Source organism: Chloroflexota bacterium (assembly GCA_040902225.1).
Lineage (GTDB): Bacteria > Chloroflexota > Limnocylindria > QHBO01 > QHBO01 > CF-167.
In genome coordinates, this window is record JBBDXT010000004.1 from 958,027 (window position 1) to 973,998 (window position 15,972).

17 protein-coding genes, 1 tRNA gene and 1 pseudogene are annotated in these 15,972 nt (G+C 68.7%); 7 read left to right on the forward strand and 12 right to left on the reverse strand.

Annotated elements, in window-relative coordinates; translation table 11 throughout:
• Positions 1-130: 130 nt before the first annotated feature.
• Complete coding sequence (locus WEB29_07100; GenBank protein ID MEX2136710.1) at positions 131-1,132, reverse strand: isocitrate/isopropylmalate dehydrogenase family protein; 1,002 nt, start codon at positions 1,130-1,132, stop codon at positions 131-133.
• A gap of 100 nt (positions 1,133-1,232) precedes the next feature.
• On the opposite strand from WEB29_07100, the gene sucC reads away from it, so the two are divergent.
• Entirely contained in the window at positions 1,233-2,372 is a 1,140-nt protein-coding gene (gene sucC / locus WEB29_07105) for an ADP-forming succinate--CoA ligase subunit beta (protein ID MEX2136711.1), read from the forward strand.
• Positions 2,369-3,247, forward strand: a complete 879-nt coding sequence (gene sucD, locus WEB29_07110) for a succinate--CoA ligase subunit alpha (GenBank protein ID MEX2136712.1) — start codon at positions 2,369-2,371, stop codon at positions 3,245-3,247. The genes sucC and sucD overlap by 4 nt, the downstream gene beginning before the upstream one ends.
• Here sucD and WEB29_07115 read toward each other — a convergent pair.
• The 6 genes from WEB29_07115 to WEB29_07140 form a co-directional block, all read right to left on the reverse strand.
• Complete coding sequence (locus WEB29_07115) at positions 3,244-3,678, reverse strand: VOC family protein (GenBank protein MEX2136713.1); 435 nt, start codon at positions 3,676-3,678, stop codon at positions 3,244-3,246. The genes sucD and WEB29_07115 overlap by 4 nt on opposite strands.
• Positions 3,675-5,264, reverse strand: a complete 1,590-nt coding sequence (locus tag WEB29_07120; GenBank protein MEX2136714.1) for a methylmalonyl-CoA mutase family protein — start codon at positions 5,262-5,264, stop codon at positions 3,675-3,677. The genes WEB29_07115 and WEB29_07120 overlap by 4 nt, the downstream gene beginning before the upstream one ends.
• 36 nt (positions 5,265-5,300) lie before the next feature.
• Positions 5,301-5,765, reverse strand: a complete 465-nt coding sequence (locus WEB29_07125) for an acetyl-CoA carboxylase biotin carboxyl carrier protein subunit (protein ID MEX2136715.1) — start codon at positions 5,763-5,765, stop codon at positions 5,301-5,303.
• Positions 5,762-7,330 (reverse strand): biotin carboxylase N-terminal domain-containing protein, encoded by a 1,569-nt coding sequence (locus WEB29_07130; protein ID MEX2136716.1) that lies wholly within the window; start codon positions 7,328-7,330, stop codon positions 5,762-5,764. The genes WEB29_07125 and WEB29_07130 overlap by 4 nt, the downstream gene beginning before the upstream one ends.
• A complete protein-coding gene (locus WEB29_07135; GenBank protein MEX2136717.1) occupies positions 7,311-8,861 on the reverse strand; it encodes an acyl-CoA carboxylase subunit beta in 1,551 nt (516 codons plus the stop codon). Before WEB29_07135 ends, WEB29_07130 begins: the two co-directional genes overlap by 20 nt.
• A gap of 18 nt (positions 8,862-8,879) precedes the next feature.
• Positions 8,880-8,955 (reverse strand) — tRNA-Ile (locus tag WEB29_07140).
• Between the two features lie 172 nt (positions 8,956-9,127).
• Here WEB29_07140 and WEB29_07145 point away from each other — a divergent pair.
• Entirely contained in the window at positions 9,128-9,895 is a 768-nt protein-coding gene (locus tag WEB29_07145) for an AAA family ATPase (protein MEX2136718.1), read from the forward strand.
• Positions 9,888-10,856: a ParB/RepB/Spo0J family partition protein gene (locus tag WEB29_07150; protein ID MEX2136719.1), complete on the forward strand. Its 969-nt coding sequence runs from the start codon at positions 9,888-9,890 to the stop codon at positions 10,854-10,856. Before WEB29_07145 ends, WEB29_07150 begins: the two co-directional genes overlap by 8 nt.
• Positions 10,857-10,860: 4 nt before the next feature.
• Here the strand turns inward: WEB29_07150 and WEB29_07155 are convergent, their stop codons facing one another.
• The gene (locus WEB29_07155; GenBank protein MEX2136720.1) at positions 10,861-11,217 is read right to left on the reverse strand and encodes a hypothetical protein; all 357 of its coding nucleotides are present in this window, start codon (positions 11,215-11,217) and stop codon (positions 10,861-10,863) included.
• A 107-nt stretch (positions 11,218-11,324) separates the two neighbouring features.
• Here WEB29_07155 and WEB29_07160 point away from each other — a divergent pair, with 107 nt between their 5' ends.
• Positions 11,325-11,888, forward strand: a complete 564-nt coding sequence (locus WEB29_07160) for a hypothetical protein (protein ID MEX2136721.1) — start codon at positions 11,325-11,327, stop codon at positions 11,886-11,888.
• Positions 11,889-11,961: 73 nt separating this feature from the next.
• The gene (locus WEB29_07165; GenBank protein ID MEX2136722.1) at positions 11,962-12,168 is read left to right on the forward strand and encodes a hypothetical protein; all 207 of its coding nucleotides are present in this window, start codon (positions 11,962-11,964) and stop codon (positions 12,166-12,168) included.
• Here the strand turns inward: WEB29_07165 and WEB29_07170 are convergent.
• The 3 genes and pseudogenes from WEB29_07170 to WEB29_07180 all read right to left on the reverse strand — a co-directional run bounded on the left by WEB29_07170 (position 12,165) and on the right by WEB29_07180 (position 14,854).
• A complete protein-coding gene (locus WEB29_07170) occupies positions 12,165-12,830 on the reverse strand; it encodes a carboxypeptidase-like regulatory domain-containing protein (GenBank protein ID MEX2136723.1) in 666 nt (221 codons plus the stop codon). The two genes, WEB29_07165 and WEB29_07170, sit on opposite strands and share 4 nt — an antisense overlap.
• Positions 12,831-13,302: 472 nt before the next feature.
• On the reverse strand, positions 13,303-14,136 hold the full coding sequence (locus WEB29_07175; protein ID MEX2136724.1) for an alpha/beta hydrolase: 834 nt from the start codon (positions 14,134-14,136) through the stop codon (positions 13,303-13,305).
• Between the two features lie 480 nt (positions 14,137-14,616).
• A pseudogene (locus tag WEB29_07180) lies at positions 14,617-14,854 on the reverse strand (IS1 family transposase).
• A gap of 45 nt (positions 14,855-14,899) precedes the next feature.
• Between WEB29_07180 and WEB29_07185 the strand changes: the two are divergent.
• On the forward strand, positions 14,900-15,223 hold the full coding sequence (locus WEB29_07185; protein MEX2136725.1) for a hypothetical protein: 324 nt from the start codon (positions 14,900-14,902) through the stop codon (positions 15,221-15,223).
• Positions 15,224-15,227: 4 nt separating this feature from the next.
• On the opposite strand, the gene WEB29_07190 is transcribed toward WEB29_07185, so the two are convergent.
• Complete coding sequence (locus WEB29_07190) at positions 15,228-15,929, reverse strand: hypothetical protein (protein ID MEX2136726.1); 702 nt, start codon at positions 15,927-15,929, stop codon at positions 15,228-15,230.
• Positions 15,930-15,972: the final 43 nt, after the last annotated feature.

A 15,972-nucleotide genomic window follows, 5' to 3' on the forward strand; every position in this document is an offset into this window, starting at 1 on the left:
GGCAGCGGTCTCTCCTGTTTCGGTCTCAGAGTCCTGGCGGGCCGATCTGAGGCTGCCGCCGCAACGCGGCTCGGCCTTCGCCGAATTCTAGCCACAGCTCACCGGGTCCGTAGAGCGCGCCGCTACCGATCTACAGCCGCTCGATGACCGCCTGCGCGAACTCGCGGGTCCCGGCGCTCCCGCCGAGGTCGCGCGTTGTGGTCCGACCCTCCGCGATCACGGCGCGAACCGCGGATTCGACTCCGGCGGCGGCATCGGTCTCACCCAGATGGCGGAGCATCAGCGCGGAGGAGAGGATCAGCGCGGTCGGGTTGGCGCGGTTCTGACCCGCGTATTTGGGCGCCGACCCGTGCACCGCCTCGAAGACGGCCGCCGTCTCGCCGATGTTCGACCCCGGGGCCACGCCGAGCCCGCCCACGAGGCCGGCAGCCAGGTCGCTCACGATGTCGCCGTACAGGTTCGGGAGGACCAGCACGTCGTACAGGTCGGGCTTCTGGACCAACTGCATGCACATGTTGTCGACGATCCGGTCCTCGAACTCGACGCGGCCGGCGTATTCGGCCGCCACCTGGCCGCAGCTCTCCAGGAAGAGGCCGTCCGACAGCTTCATGATGTTGGCCTTGTGGACGGCGGTGACCTTGCGCCGCCCGTTGCGCACCGCGTACTCGAACGCGTAGCGCGCGATCCGCTGCGAGGCGGCGCGGGTGATGATCTTGATGCTCTCCGCCGCATCGGGCCCGACTCGGTGCTCGACCCCCGCGTACAGGTCCTCGGTGTTCTCGCGCACGATGATCAGGTCGACGTCTGTGTAGCGCGACTCGACGCCGACCATGCTGCGGGCCGGGCGGACGTTGGCGTACAGCTCGAGGGCCAGCCGCAGCCCCACGTTCACGCTGCGGAACCCCGTGCCGACGGGCGTCGTGATCGGTCCCTTGATCGCCACCCCGTTGCGACGGATGCTCTCGACCACGCGCTGGGGGAGCGGTGTCCCCTCCGTTGCGATGGTCGCCTCGCCGGCCTGCTGCACCTCCCAGGCGAAGCCGATCCCGGTCGCCTCGAGGACACCGACGGTGGCCTCGCTGAGCTCCGGGCCGATCCCATCGCCGGGGATCAGAGTGACGGTGTAGGTCACGAACGTGGTCTCCGGTGCGCGCGCCGGTCACAGCGCCGGCGGTAGGGATGGCAAGTGTAGGCTGATGGGTGACCACCCGTTCTGCCCGCAGGAGGGCGAAGTGAAGCTCCAGGAATATCGTTCGAAGGAGATCCTGGCGCGCTTCGGCGTGCCGGTCTCCGGCGGCGAGACGGCCACCAGCCCGGACGAGGCGCGCGAGGCCGCCGCCCGGATCGGCGGGCCGGTGGTGGTGAAGGCCCAGGTGCTGGTGGGCGGGCGTGGCAAGGCCGGGGGCGTGAAGCTGGCGGCCACCCCGGACGAGGCCGCCGCGCGCGCGAAGGAGATCATCGGCCTCCAGATCAAGGGCGTCACCGTCCGAACCGTGCTGGTCGCGACGGCCGCCCGGATCGCGAAGGAGTACTACCTGGGCCTGATCCTCGACCGGGGTGGGCAGGCAGTGACTATCATCGCCAGCGCCGAGGGGGGCGTGGAGATCGAGGAGACCGCCAGGACCAACCCCGAGGCGATCCTGCGCGTGCCGCTCCACCCGCTGATCGGGCTCCAGGAGCACCAGGTGCGCCGGGTGGGGTTCTTCCTAGGCCTGCCAGTCGAGCTGCGCAAGGAGTTCGGGGCGACCCTGCGCGGCTTTTACGCCGCCTTCATGGAGTCCGATGCGGACCTGGCCGAGATCAATCCGCTGGTGGTGACCGAGGACGGGCAGCTGCTGGCGCTCGACGCCAAGATCGTCCTCGATGACTCCGCCCTCTTCCGTCACCCCGACCTCGAGTCGCTCCGCGACCTGGGCGAGGAGGAGCCGTCCGAGATCGCCGCTCGCGAGGCGGGCATCAACTTCATCAAGCTCGACGGCAGCATCGGCTGCATGGTGAACGGCGCCGGGCTGGCAATGACCACCATGGACCTCGTCCAGCTGGCGGGCGGCGAGCCGGCGAACTTCCTCGACATCGGGGGCGGCGCCAAGGCGGACCGGGTGGCGGCCGCCTTCCGCATCATCCTGGATGATCCCCACGTGCGGGCGATCCTGATCAACATCTTCGGAGGGATCACCCGCGGCGACGAGGTCGCCCGCGGGATCGTCGAGGCGCGGGCGTCGCTCGGCCGGCAGGTGCCGATGGTGGTCCGCATCGTCGGCACCAACGCGGCGGAGGCAGCGGAGATCCTGCGCGCCGCCAACCTGATCACGGCCGAGAGCCTCGACGACGCGGCGCGCAAGGCGGTTGCCGCGGCCGCCTCGCCCGTATGAGCATCCTGGTCGGCGCGCAGACGCGTCTGCTGGTGCAGGGCATCACCGGCCGGGAAGGCGAGTTCCACTCGCGGGCGATGCTGGAGTACGGAACCAACATCGTGGCCGGGGTGACCCCCGGCAAGGGCGGTCAGGCAGCGGTCGACGGGCGGGTTCCCGTCTTCGACACGGTCGCCGACGCGATGGCCCAGTCGGGGGCCGATGCGGCCTGCATCTTCGTTCCCGCACCCTTCGCTCCCGACGCCATGCTGGAGGCTGCGGATGCGGGCGTGCCGCTGGTGATCTGCATCACGGAGGGGATTCCCGCACTTGACATGCTGCGCGTGCATCACGTGCTGCGCTCGAAGGGCGTGCGCCTGATCGGCCCCAACTGCCCGGGCGCCACGACGGTGGGAGGTGCCAAGGTCGGGATCATCCCCGGCGACATCCATCGCCCCGGGCCGGTCGGCCTGGTCAGCCGGTCCGGCACGCTGACCTACGAGGTGGTGCAGGCAATGACCGATGCGGGCGTCGGGCAGACGACCTGCGTCGGGATCGGCGGCGACCCGATCGTCGGGACGACTTTCATCGACGTGCTGGAGATGCTCAACGCGGATCCCGAGACGGAGGCGATCGTCCTGATCGGCGAGATCGGCGGCGACGAGGAGGAGCGAGCGGCGGACTACTGCGCCCGCGAGGTGCGAAAGCCGGTCGCGGCCTTCATCGCCGGACGGACGGCGCCGCCGGGCCGTCGCATGGGCCACGCCGGTGCGATCATCTCGGGAGGCGCCGGCACGGCCGAATCGAAGCGGCAGGCGCTGCACGCGGCAGGCGTCCGGGTCGCCGATTCTCCATCCCAGATCCCCGCGCTGCTGCGCGACGCGGGGGTCCGCTAGGCGCGGGGCTCTTCGTCGCGGACCGTCGACAGGAGCTCCCATAGGACCCCATTCAGGGCGCGGGGATGGAGGAAGGCCACGTCGCCATGTGCGCCGGCGCGCGGCTCGCGGTCGATCAGCTCTGCCTCCAACGCCGCCAGCGCCTCGAGGTCACCCGGCAGGTCGTCACTGATCAGGCAGACGTGGTGCAAACCCTCGCCGCGCGCTGCCAGGAACCGCGCCACGCCGCTCTCGTCGTCGGTCGGCTCGACCAGCTCGAGCTTCGCACCCTGCCCGGCGCCGGGCGCCAGGAAGCAGAGGCGCACGTGCTGCGAGGCGAAGATGCGCGGCTCGTCGATGGGCGCCCACCCGAACAGGGCCCGATAGCGCGGCAACGCCTCATCGATCGAGCGAACCACGATCGCGACGTGATCGATCGGGCCAATCGTCATGGCCGGTACTCTCCCCAGACACGCCGCAGGGTGCCGCTGATCTCGCCCAGGGTGACCTGTGACTCGACGCAGGCGCGGATGCGCGGAACCACGTTCTCGGTGCCGGCCGCGGCCGCCTCGAGGGCCGTGGTCGTCTCGGTCGCGCGGAGTGCATCGCGGCCCGCCCGCACGGCGCGCGTCCGGGCCACCTGCTCCGCCTCCGCCTTCGGGTCGATCACCTGCGCCTGGGGCCGCTGCTCGTCGCCATCCTCGACGAAGGCGTTGACGCCGACGACGATCTGCGCTCCCGTCTCGATGGCCCGCTGCGCGGCATACGCCGCGTCGGCGATGGCAGCCTGCTGGTAGCCGTTGGCCAGGGCAGCCAGCGTCCCGCCGCGACGATCGATCTCGGCCAGCTCCGCATGAACGCGCTCCTCAATCTCATCGGTGAGCGCCTCCAGGTAGTAGGAGCCGCCGAGCGGGTCCACCGGGATGCTGACCCCGGACTCGGAGGCCAGCACCTGTTGGGTCCGCAGGGCCAGCCGGGCCGTCGCCGGGGTCGGCAGCCCCAACGCCTCGTCGGAGGCGTTGGTGTGGAGGCTCTGGGCTCCGCCCAGGATGGCGGACAGCGCCTGGACGGTGGTGCGCACCACGTTCGTCTCCGGCTGCTGGGCGGTGAGCGTGCTGCCGCCGGTCTGGACGTGGAAGCGCATCGCCATGCTGCGCGGGTCGCGAGCGTCGAAACGGTCGCGCGCCACGCGTGCCCAGGCGGCGCGGGCGGCGCGGAACTTGGCCGCCTCCTCGAACAGGTCGTTGTGGGCGGCGAAGAAGAAGGAGAGGCGCGGGGCGAAGTCGTCGAAGGCCATCCCGGCCGCGATGGCGGCCTCGGAATAAGCGATCGCGTCGGCGATGGTGAAGGCGACCTCCTGCACGGCTGTCGCTCCCGCCTCGCGCATGTGGTAGCCGCTGATGCTGATCGTGTTCCAGGCGGGCAGCTCGGCACGGCAATAGGCGAAGGTGTCGGTCACCAGCCGCATCGAGGGGCCGGGCGGATAGATATAGGTCCCGCGCGCGATGTACTCCTTGAGGATGTCGTTCTGGATCGTGCCGCGCAGCACCCCGGGATCGATCCCCTGCCGCCGCCCCACCGTCTCGTAGAGGACCAGCAGGATCGCGGCAGTGGCGTTGATGGTCATGCTGGTGCTCACCGCATCGAGCCGGATGCCGTCGAAGAGAGCCTCCATGTCGGCGATCGTGTCGATCGGCACCCCCACCCGGCCGACCTCCCCGACCGCCATCGGGTCGTCGCTGTCATACCCCATCTGCGTCGGCAGGTCGAAGGCGACCGAGAGGCCCGTCTGGCCGCTGGCCAGCAGGTAGCGGAAGCGACGGTTCGTCTCCGGGGCCGATCCGAAGCCCGCGTACTGGCGCATCGTCCACGGCCGCCCCAGGTATCCGTCGGGACGAATGCCGCGCGTGAACGGATAGGAGCCGGGCTCTTGGGCCGCGCGGGCCGCATCGAGGTCGCCGGCACGGTACACCGGTCGGATCTCGATCCCCGAGGTGGACCGATGCGGAGGCCGCGCGCCGCGCTCGGGGTCGCTCATCGGCCGATTGTACGAGGCGCGCGATCCCGACCCGCGCTACTCGATGCGCAGCAGCGGCGTTCCGGCGGCGACCGTCTGGCCGGCCACGACGGCGACGGCCGAGACCCGGCCCGCCTGCGGCGCGCGGACCTCGTTCTGCATCTTCATGGCCTCGATGGTCAGGAGAGTCGCGCCAGGCGACACCTCGTCCCCCTCCTTGACGACGACGGCCACCACCAGCCCGGGGAGCGTCGCCCGCACCTCGACCGGACCGTGACGCCGCATTGACGCGGACTCGGCGTCGGCCAGGACGCGCTCCCGCCAGGTGCGCACCGCGACGGGGATGCGGCGCCCGCGAAGGGTGACCACCCAGTCCATGCCCGAGCCCTCGACCAGGCACACCTCGGAACGCGACCCGTTGCTCAGCCGGGCGACACCGGCATCGGCATCGAGCCAGGTGAGCGTCCAGTCGGCTGCCGGCTCGACCGGGCTGGCGTCGACGCTGAGCTCGAAGTCGCTCATCCGGGTCGCCGCCGACCCACCGCCTCGCGCCTTGCCACATGCTGCCAGGCACTCTCCGTGGGTATCGCGCCGACCGGTGCCCCAGCCGCGAGCGCGGCCTGGCGCGTGCGCGCCTGGCGGGCCACCTCGGCCGCCAGCGAGCGCTCCTCATCGGTCAATCCCGGACCGTCTCCCCATTCGTCCTGGATGAACCCCGTGTCATAGGCACCGGTCACGAAGGCCGGTTGGTCGACCAGCCAGCGCAGGAAGGAGAGATCGGTCTTAACGCCACCGATCGCGGTCTCGTCCAGGGCCCTGCGCAGCCGCCCCACGGCGGCCGGCCGGTCCTCCGCGTGCACCATCAGCTTGGCCAGGAGCGGGTCGTATTCGACCGGGAGCGGCGTACCGGCGGTGACGCCGGCGTCGACCCGAATCCCTGGACCGTCCGGCATCCGCCAGGTCGTGACCGTGCCCGAGACGGGGGTGAAACGCTGGTGCGGATCCTCCGCGTAGATGCGCCCCTCGATGGCGTGTCCCAGTGGCTCCGAGGCCAGCACCGATTCGGGCAGGTGCTCGCCGGCCGCCACCCGGATCTGCCAGGCGACCAGGTCGAGGCCGGTCACCAGCTCCGTCACGCCGTGCTCGACCTGCAGCCGGGTGTTCATCTCCAGGAAGTAGTGCTTACCCTCCGCGTCGACCAGGAACTCGACAGTGGCCGCGCTGTGGAACGCCACCGTGCCGGCGACGCGCCGGGCGCTCTCCGCCAGCTCGGCACGCAGGCTCGGGCTCACCGCGGGCGAGGGCGTCTCCTCGACCAGCTTCTGGTGACGTCGCTGGATGCTGCACTCGCGCTCGCCGAGGACCGCCAGGCTCCCGTGCCTGTCGCCGAGCAGCTGGACCTCCACGTGCCGTGCCGGCGAGATGAGGCGCTCGAGGTAGAGGGTGCCGTCGCCGAACGCCGCGAGTGCCTCCCGCGCCGCGCCGAGCAGCGCAGCCTCAAGCGCCGCACGGTCTGCCACCTGGCGCATCCCGCGCCCGCCACCACCGGCCGCGGCCTTGAGCAGTGCCGGGAAGCCAACCCCGGCCAGGTCGACCTTCGACACCGATCCGTCGCCATCCGCGACGAGTGGAACCAGCAGGCCCGGCACGATCGGCACCCCGGCGGCCGCAACCGACCGTCGCGCTGCCAGCTTGTCGCCGAGCGATTCCAGCGTCGCCGGCGGCGGCCCGACGAAGACGAGCCCCGCATCCTCGACCGCGCGAGCGAAGGCCGCGTTCTCCGACAGGAATCCGTAGCCGGGGTGGATCGCGGCGGCCCCGGAGCGGACGGCCGCGGCCAGGACCGCATCGATCGACAGGTAGGAGTCGGCGGCCGACGCCGGACCGATGCGCTCGGAGCGATCGGCCAGGCGCGTATGCATGGCATCCCCGTCCGCGTCGCTGTAGGTGGCGACCGACTCGATCCCCAAGTCGCGACAGGCGCGAATGATCCGGACGGCAATCTCGCCGCGGTTGGCGACCAGGAGTCGGTGAAACGGCGGCCCGTCTTTGCGCAAAGACGAGGCGTCAGAGCGGGATGTTGCCATGCTTGCGAGCGGGCACCACTTGACGCTTTCCCTGCAGCATGGCCAACGCGTCGACGACGCGCTCCCGCGTCTCGGACGGGAGGATCACCTCGTCCACGTAGCCTCTCGCCGCGGCGACATAGGGGTTTGCAAATCGAGCCTCATACTCCGCGACGAGGGTCGCCCGCTCTGCATCTGGATCGGCCGCTTCCGCGAGGCGCTCGCGAAAGATGATGTTGACCGCTCCCTCGACACCCATCACCGCGATCTCGGCTGTCGGCCACGCGAAGTTCAAGTCGCCGCGAACGTGCTTGCTGCTCATCACGTCGTAGGCGCCGCCGTATGCCTTGCGCGTGATCACCGTGACCTTCGGCACGGTTGCCTCGCAATAGGCGTAGAGCAGCTTGGCGCCGTGGCGAATGATGCCGCGATGTTCCTGGTCGACGCCCGGCAGAAAGCCAGGCACGTCCACAAGGGTCACGAGTGGGACGTTGAAGCAATCGCAGAAGCGGACGAAGCGCGCCGCCTTGTCGGACGCGTCGATGTCCAGCACCCCGGCCAGCACCTCGGGCTGCTGGGCGACAATTCCAACGCTCCGGCCCTCGACCCGCGCGAATCCGCAGATCACATTTCGTGCGAAGTGCGCGTGCACCTCGGTGAAAGATTCCGCGTCCACGATCCCGCCGATGGCACGACGCATGTCGTAGGAGCGTTGCGCAGAATCGGGTACCAGCGCATCAAGGTCAGCGCCGCTCACCTCCGGTGGCTGCCAGTCAGCCGCCGTCGGCGCCGGATCGATGTTGTTCTGCGGCATGTAGGTGAGAATCCGCCGCGTCAGCTCCATGGCCTGCGGCTCCCCCTCCGCCAGGAAGTGCGCAACGCCGCTTGTCTCATTGTGGACACGCGCGCCGCCGAGCCCTTCGAGATCGATCTCCTCGTGGGTCACCGTCTTCACGACGTTGGGTCCCGTAACGAACATGTAGCTGCTGCCATCGACCATGACCGTGAAGTCGGTGATCGCCGGCGAATAGACCGCGCCCCCCGCACATGGGCCCATCACCACCGAGATCTGCGGCACGACACCCGACGCCAGCGTATTGCGGAGGAAGATCTCGGCATATCCTCCCAGCGAGGCGACCCCCTCCTGAATCCTCGCTCCGCCCGAGTCCGAAAGACCGATGATCGGCGCGCCGGTGCTCATCGCAAGGTCCATCACCTTGCAGATCTTCTCGGCATGGGCCTCGGAGAGTGATCCTCCGAAGACGGTGAAGTCCTGCGCGTAGATGAAGACCAGCCGCCCGTCGATCCGGCCGTGCCCGCTGACGACGCCGTCCCCCAGGTAACGCTCCTCGTCCAGGCCGAAATCGGTCGCCCGATGCGTCACGAACGCGTCCAGCTCGACGAACGATCCCTCGTCCAGGAGCAGCTCAATCCGTTCACGCGCCGTGAGCTTGTTGCGTTCGTGCTGCTGCGCAATCCGCTGCTCGCCACCGCCGAGGCGGGCCTCTTCACGCAGGCGCTGGAGGTTTGCGAGTTTGTCGGCGGTCGACACGGGGGTCCTCCGCGCTGGTGGTGGGCCCAGCAGGGATCGAACCTGCGACCCGCCGGTTATGAGCCGGATGCTCTAACCACTGAGCTATGGGCCCGACAAGATGGTGGACAAGTCCGAGTATAGATGCTCGTCTTTGCACAAAGACATCGACATTCCTGCAGCTTGTGGATAACTCGGACGGTCGCTGGCGACCGTCGGCGGGTATGATCGATCGGTCGCGTCCGCGACCCTTCCTTCCCGCCCCGAGCCGCTTGCAAGGTGATCTTGTGACCAAGGTAATCTCCATCGCGAACCAGAAAGGCGGAGTCGGAAAGACGACCGCCTCCATCAATCTCGGCGGTGCGCTCGCCGAGTTGGGGTACCGGGTCCTCTGCATCGACATGGACCCGCAGGCGAATCTGACGGTTGGCCTGGGCATCAGCCTCTCCGATGTCCGACATTCGATGGCCGATGTCCTCTCCGAGAATCGAGTGCCGCTCGACGAGATCGTGCGGCAGACGGAGATGCCGGGCCTGTCGGTGGCACCGTCCACGCTGGAGCTGGCCTCGACCGAGGTCGAACTGTTCACCGCGATCGGCCGCGAGATGGTCCTGCGCGACGCGCTCGACGGCTGGGCCGAGCGGCAGTACGACGTCATCATCATCGACTCACCGCCGACGCTGGGCCTCCTCACCATCAACGCCCTGGTGGCGAGCTCGCGGGTGATCATCCCGGTCCAGACGCAGTTCTACGCGATCAAGGGCCTGACCGCTCTTATCAAGGTGATCAACACCATCAAGATCAAGCTCAACCACGACCTCGAGATCCTGGGTCTGCTGGCCACCTTCTATGACGGTCGCACGGTGCTCGCGCGCGAGATGCTCCAAAACCTGCGAGAGCTCGGCGACCATCGGGTCTTCTCGACCATGATCAAGCAGACCGTGAAGCTCGGCGAGGCGCCGCTCACCGGGAAGCCGGTCACCGAGTATGCGACCCATTCCGCCGCGGCTCGCGCATTCCGCGACCTGGCCCAGGAGGTAATTGAACTTGGCTAGCAAGCGACCGGCCTTCAGCGAGAATATCCACCGCCTCTTCGACGAGGCGCAGGCCACTGACCTTGCGCCGGGGATCGTCTCCCTGATCGAGTCTCGCGCGACCCATGCGCAGATTCGCGAGGTGCCCACCAATCGGATCCTGCCGAACCCCGCGCAGCCTCGTCTCTCCTACGAGGAGGAGTCATTGGTCGAGCTGGCCGATTCGATCCGCGAGCATGGCGTCCTGCAGCCGATCCTGGTGCGCCCGGTCGGCAGCCAGTTCGAGCTGATCGCCGGCGAGCGACGCTGGCGCGCATCACGCATGGCGCAACGGGACTCGATCCCCGCCATCGTCGTCGAGTTCGACGATGAGACGGCGCTCGAAGTGTCGATCATCGAGAACCTCCAGCGCGAGGATGTCTCCCCGCTGGAGGAGGCCGCGATGTTCCGCAAGATGACGGACCTTGGGTATTCGCTTCGTCAGCTTGCCCAGAAGATCGGAAAGGACAAGGGCTATGTCGAGAACCGCATCCGTCTCGCGGAGGCCCCACCCGAGATCCGCGAACTCGTGTCCCTGCGCAAAGACACGTTGAGCCATGCCTACGAGCTGATGAAGGTCAAAGACGAGCGGACGCGAAGGCGACTCGCCAAGAAGGTGGCCGCCGGCGAGCTGACTCTCTCGCGACTACGAGCCATCACCGGCGGCAGCCCACCCGAGACGGAGACGAGCGCCAAGCCGAAGCGCCGGGCGAAGACGGTCGCCGGACAATTGGCCGCCAAAGACACGGACGATGCCCTCGTCAACAATCGGGCACGGCTGGCGGGCGCAGTTGACGAACTGGTCGATCTCTTGAGTCAGCGAGAGCTGATCGACGAGATCCCCGACACCAACCGCGACAACCTGGCTCGCTATCTGACGGTCACCAAGCTCAAGCTCGAGAACGCGATCGCCATCATTCGGGCCACGCGCGAACCGGCGTAACCCTTCAGGGCGTGTAGCTCATCACCTCGCGCTGGCCGACGAGGAACGCCACCAGCTTGCGTCGTGCGTCGGGATCGGTTCGGCGCAGCCCGGCGATCGCGCGGGGCAGCTCGAAGATCGGCGCGGCCAAGGCCCCGGCGGTGTCGATGCCGACGACGTGATCCGGTCCCCCGCCGACGAGGAAGGTGCGCTGAAATCCCCTGGCGTCCAGGTCGGTCACCGCGCAGAACGCCGCAATGGCCGTGCCGACGCCCATCCGCTTGGCGAAGTCCATGAACAGGTCGCCCGCCCAGGTGTCGATTTGCTGGTCGCCCTGCGCCTCCACCATGGTTCGATAGCCGCGCTCTTCGATCGCGCTCACCCGGCTCCTCCGCTCGTCACTGGCCCCGCGATTCTACCCAAGCCGCCCCCTCGCTGACTGCGCCGATGCGCCGTCGGCCGCGCGCTGGCATCGGCTATCCTGCGGCCGTGATCGACCCCATCGCTCGGCTGCGGACCGAGGACACGATCGTCTACGAGCTGATCCAGGGTAACCAGGGCAGCGACCAGGGCACGGTCGTCGGCACCGCCACCTTCCGTGATGGCAGCGCGAAGGTCGAAGCCCCTGAGGCGATCTCGCTGGCCGTCGAGGAGCTCCTGTCCCGCCCCTTCGTCGACCGCGTCCAGGCGGACGAGCGGCCGCGCGGGTATCGCCGCAGCCGGGTCGGCCAGGTCGACCTTCTCGTGCCCGGCATGCCCGAGCACTTCGTGGCGCGCATGCGCGGTCTCTGGCTTGCCTACCCGGATGGCTCGCTGATCACCGCCCGCCCGTCAGCGGGGACCCCACCCGTTCCGGGCCCGCGGGCGGCTGTCCCCGAACTGGCCGAGGGCGAAGCGCCGGTCACCGACCCGGCCGTGCGACGTGCCACGCTGGCCGACAGCGGCGAGCTGCTCGGCGCGGGTCCGCTGGTTCGCGCCAGCGAGCCGGCGACCGGGATCCGGGCCGGCGAGGGTCGCGCGGTGGCACGCACGGACTGCGGCTGGCTCGTCTAAGTCATAGAAATACGCAGATTCGCTGCTGAGATGCGATCGCGCTGATGCCCACCGCTCCCCTATCATCTCGATCATGCTGATCCGCATTCTGGCGCTGCCGATCCTCATCGCGGCGGTCGGTGCCATCTACTGGTGGGCAAGCTACGAGCCTGCCGGCACCGCGCTGCTCCTCATCTTCGCCGCGGCGATGGCGGTCTTCGTGTGGGTCCTGCTTTCGACCAGCGACAACGTGGGACCGACAGCCCCGGTCGACCCCGACTTCGAGCCGAAGCGCCGTTAGCGGATCCCGGTGTCGTAAGAGACCTGCAGCTCGGTCATCGGCTGCCCGGCCTCGACCTCGACATCCATCAGCGCAGGCGTCCCCATCAGGCCCTCGACGGGCTGCGGAGTCACCTGGTACGCGCCGGGCGCGAGCTCGACGCTGTACGTTCCATCGGCGGCCGAAGTCGCTCGTGCCACCTCGGTGCCGTCCGCGTCGCTGAAGACGAGGACGGCTCCGGCCACCGGTCGCGCGGCGCAGGCTGGATCCGGGGGTACCGTCTCGACCGGACACGTCGGTCCGGCCGTCACAATGCCTCGCACGCCGCTCGCCTCCGGGAGGGCATCTCCCTCCTCGCGCAGGAGCTCGACGCTCGCGTCGCGATCGACCGCATAGATCCAGCGATGCTCGTTGATACACCCGGCCGGGCAGTCTCCCCAGCCGATCCGGATCAGGACCTGCCAGCCGTCCTCGACCTCGATGACCTTGTACCAGGCGGCCTGGCCGATCAGGTCTTCGTCCTGGGGGCCGATCCCAGCAAAGCGGGCGTGCTGGGCGAGCGCCAGCCGCGCAGCGACCCCAGCATCGATCGGTGGAGATCCGCCGGGGGCCGCGGCACATGCGGCGCTTCCGAAGGCGAGGAGGAGGGTGGCCAGGACCGCGCGACGAATCGGGCTTTTCATGCCGCCGTGACGCAAGCCACGGCAGGGTAGTTCCATCGGGTGAGTGTGGCTCCGGCGGTAGGATTCGAACCTACGACCCAAGCGGTTAACAGCCGCCGGTCTCGGGGCTGACTCTGAGCACGAATGTGGCCCATCATGCCGGCTGAATCAGTCACGGGGTCAGTCACCAAGTCGGCCGCGGCGGAACCTCGTGGTCGCGCGGGGCGGGCTAGCACCTATGGGAACGACCCGGCTGGGACGGTTCGGGTTGCCAGCACCGAGTCGATCGTCCTGACGAGAGTGTTGCATGAGCCGCTTGCACACCGAAGCACTCTCTCCTCACGATGACCTGGCTCGCGGTCGATCTCAAGGCCGAGCGCCAACGGTGAGCGGCGCACGAGGGATTCCGTCACACAATGGCGTGGGAGTCGCGGGGTGGAGCGCATCGGTCACGCGGCGCATCTCGTCGAAAGCTGGCCGCTCCGGGACGGTCCTACTCTCCTTTAGCAGATGCGCGGCCGGTAGCTCCACGCCTGTCCGCCGATGCCTGGCCGCCGGTCAAGCTCTGGAATGCCTTCCGAAGATGGTCCCGCACGGCCGGAATCACGATGTCGGTGGCCTCGAGCACGCCGGCGTGGTCGGCACCCGGAATCGGGATCACGCTCGCACTCGACGGCATGACCGGCTGGGATCCTGTCGGATCCCCGAAGAAATAGAGGACCGGCGCCTTGATATCCCGAACGCCAACGTCGAGCTCATCGGGATCGGCCCAGGCTCTTGTCTGGCGTGCGAATGCGGCCGGGTCCATGCGGGCGAACATCGCGGCGAATTCCGGCCGTCCTTCGCTCTCGAGCATCTCGATGAGCGGGCGCAACCCCTCGCGCTCCACGGTCGCCACCAGGTCCCAGTCATCTTGAGTGGTTGGAACGCGGTGATCCGCGAACCCCACCCCCCCGCCATCCGCGTCGAGCGAAACGACGACCGCGATCCGATCCGGATGGAGTGCCGCCAGGGCCAGGGCCGTACTGCCGCCCATCGAAAAGCCCACCGCCGCGGCACGCGACACCTCCAGGTCGTCGAGGACCGCGATCGCATCCGCCACGTGCGACGAGATCCGGTATTCCCGGTAATCGTCAGGCCGATCGCTCCGACCGTGCCCGCGGGCGTCGACCAGGATCAGCTGAAAATCATCGCGCAGGGTGTCCACGTAGCCGGCAAAACGCCAGACGTCGCCAGTGCCAGCGCCTCCGTGCAGGAGCAGTACGGGCGGCCCTGCGCCTTCGACCTCGTACCAGATGCGGACCCCGTCCCGATCGACCCACGCCATGCGGCTTCCACCCTGCGAGCTCGAACACAGTACGCCCGCTCGGCAATATCCAGGATCTAAGCACCATGAACCCTACTGCGTCGGCCCATCGCTGCGGGCGTGCTGGTCCCGCAGGCTTCGTGAGGATAAGCACTACTCGGCGACCCAGCCCGCAGCACGCGCCGACACCTTCGCCGCTGGCGGTGGAAGGCCGGTAGTGCATCAGTTTGATCCGCAGGAGTTCCGCAGGAGTAGGCTGGTGGCCCAGGGGTCAGTAGTCGCAGAAGGGAGCGGTCAGACCATGCGGGGAGTCGAGTGCGATGTTCCAAACTGCGCGCATCTCCACGCCGAGGATGACGACCAGCTAGTTCAGGAAGCGATGCGCCACTCGCAAGAAGTCCATCCGGAGGAGGAGTTCCCGGAGTCGGCGGCTCGTGAGTTCGTGCAGAAGGGTGCCTTTGACGACACGCAGCACATGGCGGGTGGCGGCAACACTAGCGGCTAGTCGAGCAGCGCCGCGATGTCCTCGCAGGACCAGATGTGATCCTCAATGCACGCTGCCATCGCAGGGGTCCGGGGGTACGGATTGGCGAGGCTCTTGTGCGGCCGCGTACATGTAGTGGAGCGCGACCGCTGCCGCGTGATTCTCGGCCTTCTTTGAGAAGCCATTGGTCAGCCGCGTGAAGCGCCGCATCCCCATCCGCATCGTCAAGTTTTGGCGCTCCACGCCTGATGGCGTCGGTGGGGCCGCCGCTCCTCGAGATTGCGCAGACCGAGGGATGCCGTGCGGATCGGCTTCTTCGCGCTCGTCGACGCGATCGCCATCGGGCTGTGGGGCACCCTGGAGCTGTTGCTTCTTGGCGGATGGCTGATGGGGCTGGCATGGTTCACCCGTCGAGAGGACCGCGGGCTCTCGATAGTGACGACCGTCGCTGCTGCCGAAGTCGTCGGCTACTCGGCAAAGGCCGGTCTGACCGGACAACTGTCACTCGATCAACCAGGGCCGCCTGAGCTGCTCATCATCGGTGCAGTCGGGTTTCTGCCGGTGTCCGCTATCTGGCTGGCGGCCAAACTTTGGCGGCAGGATCCTCCTAGCAGGAGGATCTGATGGGTCAGCGCGCTGCAGACACGAGGCGCCGGCGCTCGAGGGCGACCCAAGCGATCCACGCCGCGATCGCAACCGCAAAGCCTCCCCCAAGGACGGCCAACGAGTGGATCCCGGACATCGTCACGAATGCGAACGCCCAGCCCCACACGCCGAGCACGACCAGCAACCGCCCAACTAGAGGGCGGTCGCCGAGGATCAACCATCCAACGCTCAAGGCCCACGAGCCGGCGGTGATCCCATCAAGCGTCTGCCACACGCCGTACACGAACGCATCGCGCAGGAGATGTAAGGCAGTGAGGATCGCCGCCCGATCGGCGGGGGCCGCCGCGTCATGCGCCTCGATGAGGGAGCTGCCCGCCTGAGCGAGGATCGCGGCGGCGGCGCCTCCGATGAGGATATACGCCAACGCGCCGGCCAGGCCAAGGTCGGCCAGCCACGGCCGCCGCTCGCGGAGCCGCCGATGGAGGAACAGCGCCAGGGGCAGGAGCAGCAGGTAGGAGAAGAGCATGTCGCCGAAGAACCCCCAACGCCACAACACGGCTGTGTCGCGGCCGGCGCCCAGCGCCGCCTGGGGGTGGACGAAGATCGACGCCTCGAGATCCCAGCCGAACGCCGCGAGGTAGATCGGCGTGGCCACGATGGCGACGACGACCGCCAGCACCACCCCCACGATCGCGGCACGTCGTAGCGTATCGAGATCGGTCATCCCCGCCCCTCCGCGTCCCGGCCATGGCGACGGCGCCTGGCCG

Bases quoted from the DNA above. Each gene is read 5' to 3' on its own strand.
- WEB29_07170 (MEX2136723.1), bottom strand. From the start codon at position 12,830: ATGAAAAGCCCGATTCGTCGCGCGGTCCTGGCCACCCTCCTCCTCGCC.
- WEB29_07115 (MEX2136713.1), bottom strand. From the start codon at position 3,678: ATGACGATTGGCCCGATCGATCACGTCGCGATCGTGGTTCGCTCGATC.
- WEB29_07125 (MEX2136715.1), bottom strand. From the start codon at position 5,765: ATGAGCGACTTCGAGCTCAGCGTCGACGCCAGCCCGGTCGAGCCGGCA.
- WEB29_07120 (MEX2136714.1), bottom strand. From the start codon at position 5,264: ATGAGCGACCCCGAGCGCGGCGCGCGGCCTCCGCATCGGTCCACCTCG.
- WEB29_07130 (MEX2136716.1), bottom strand. From the start codon at position 7,330: ATGGCAACATCCCGCTCTGACGCCTCGTCTTTGCGCAAAGACGGGCCG.
- WEB29_07190 (MEX2136726.1), bottom strand. From the start codon at position 15,929: ATGACCGATCTCGATACGCTACGACGTGCCGCGATCGTGGGGGTGGTG.
- WEB29_07175 (MEX2136724.1), bottom strand. From the start codon at position 14,136: ATGGCGTGGGTCGATCGGGACGGGGTCCGCATCTGGTACGAGGTCGAA.
- sucD (MEX2136712.1), top strand. From the start codon at position 2,369: ATGAGCATCCTGGTCGGCGCGCAGACGCGTCTGCTGGTGCAGGGCATC.
- WEB29_07165 (MEX2136722.1), top strand. From the start codon at position 11,962: ATGCTGATCCGCATTCTGGCGCTGCCGATCCTCATCGCGGCGGTCGGT.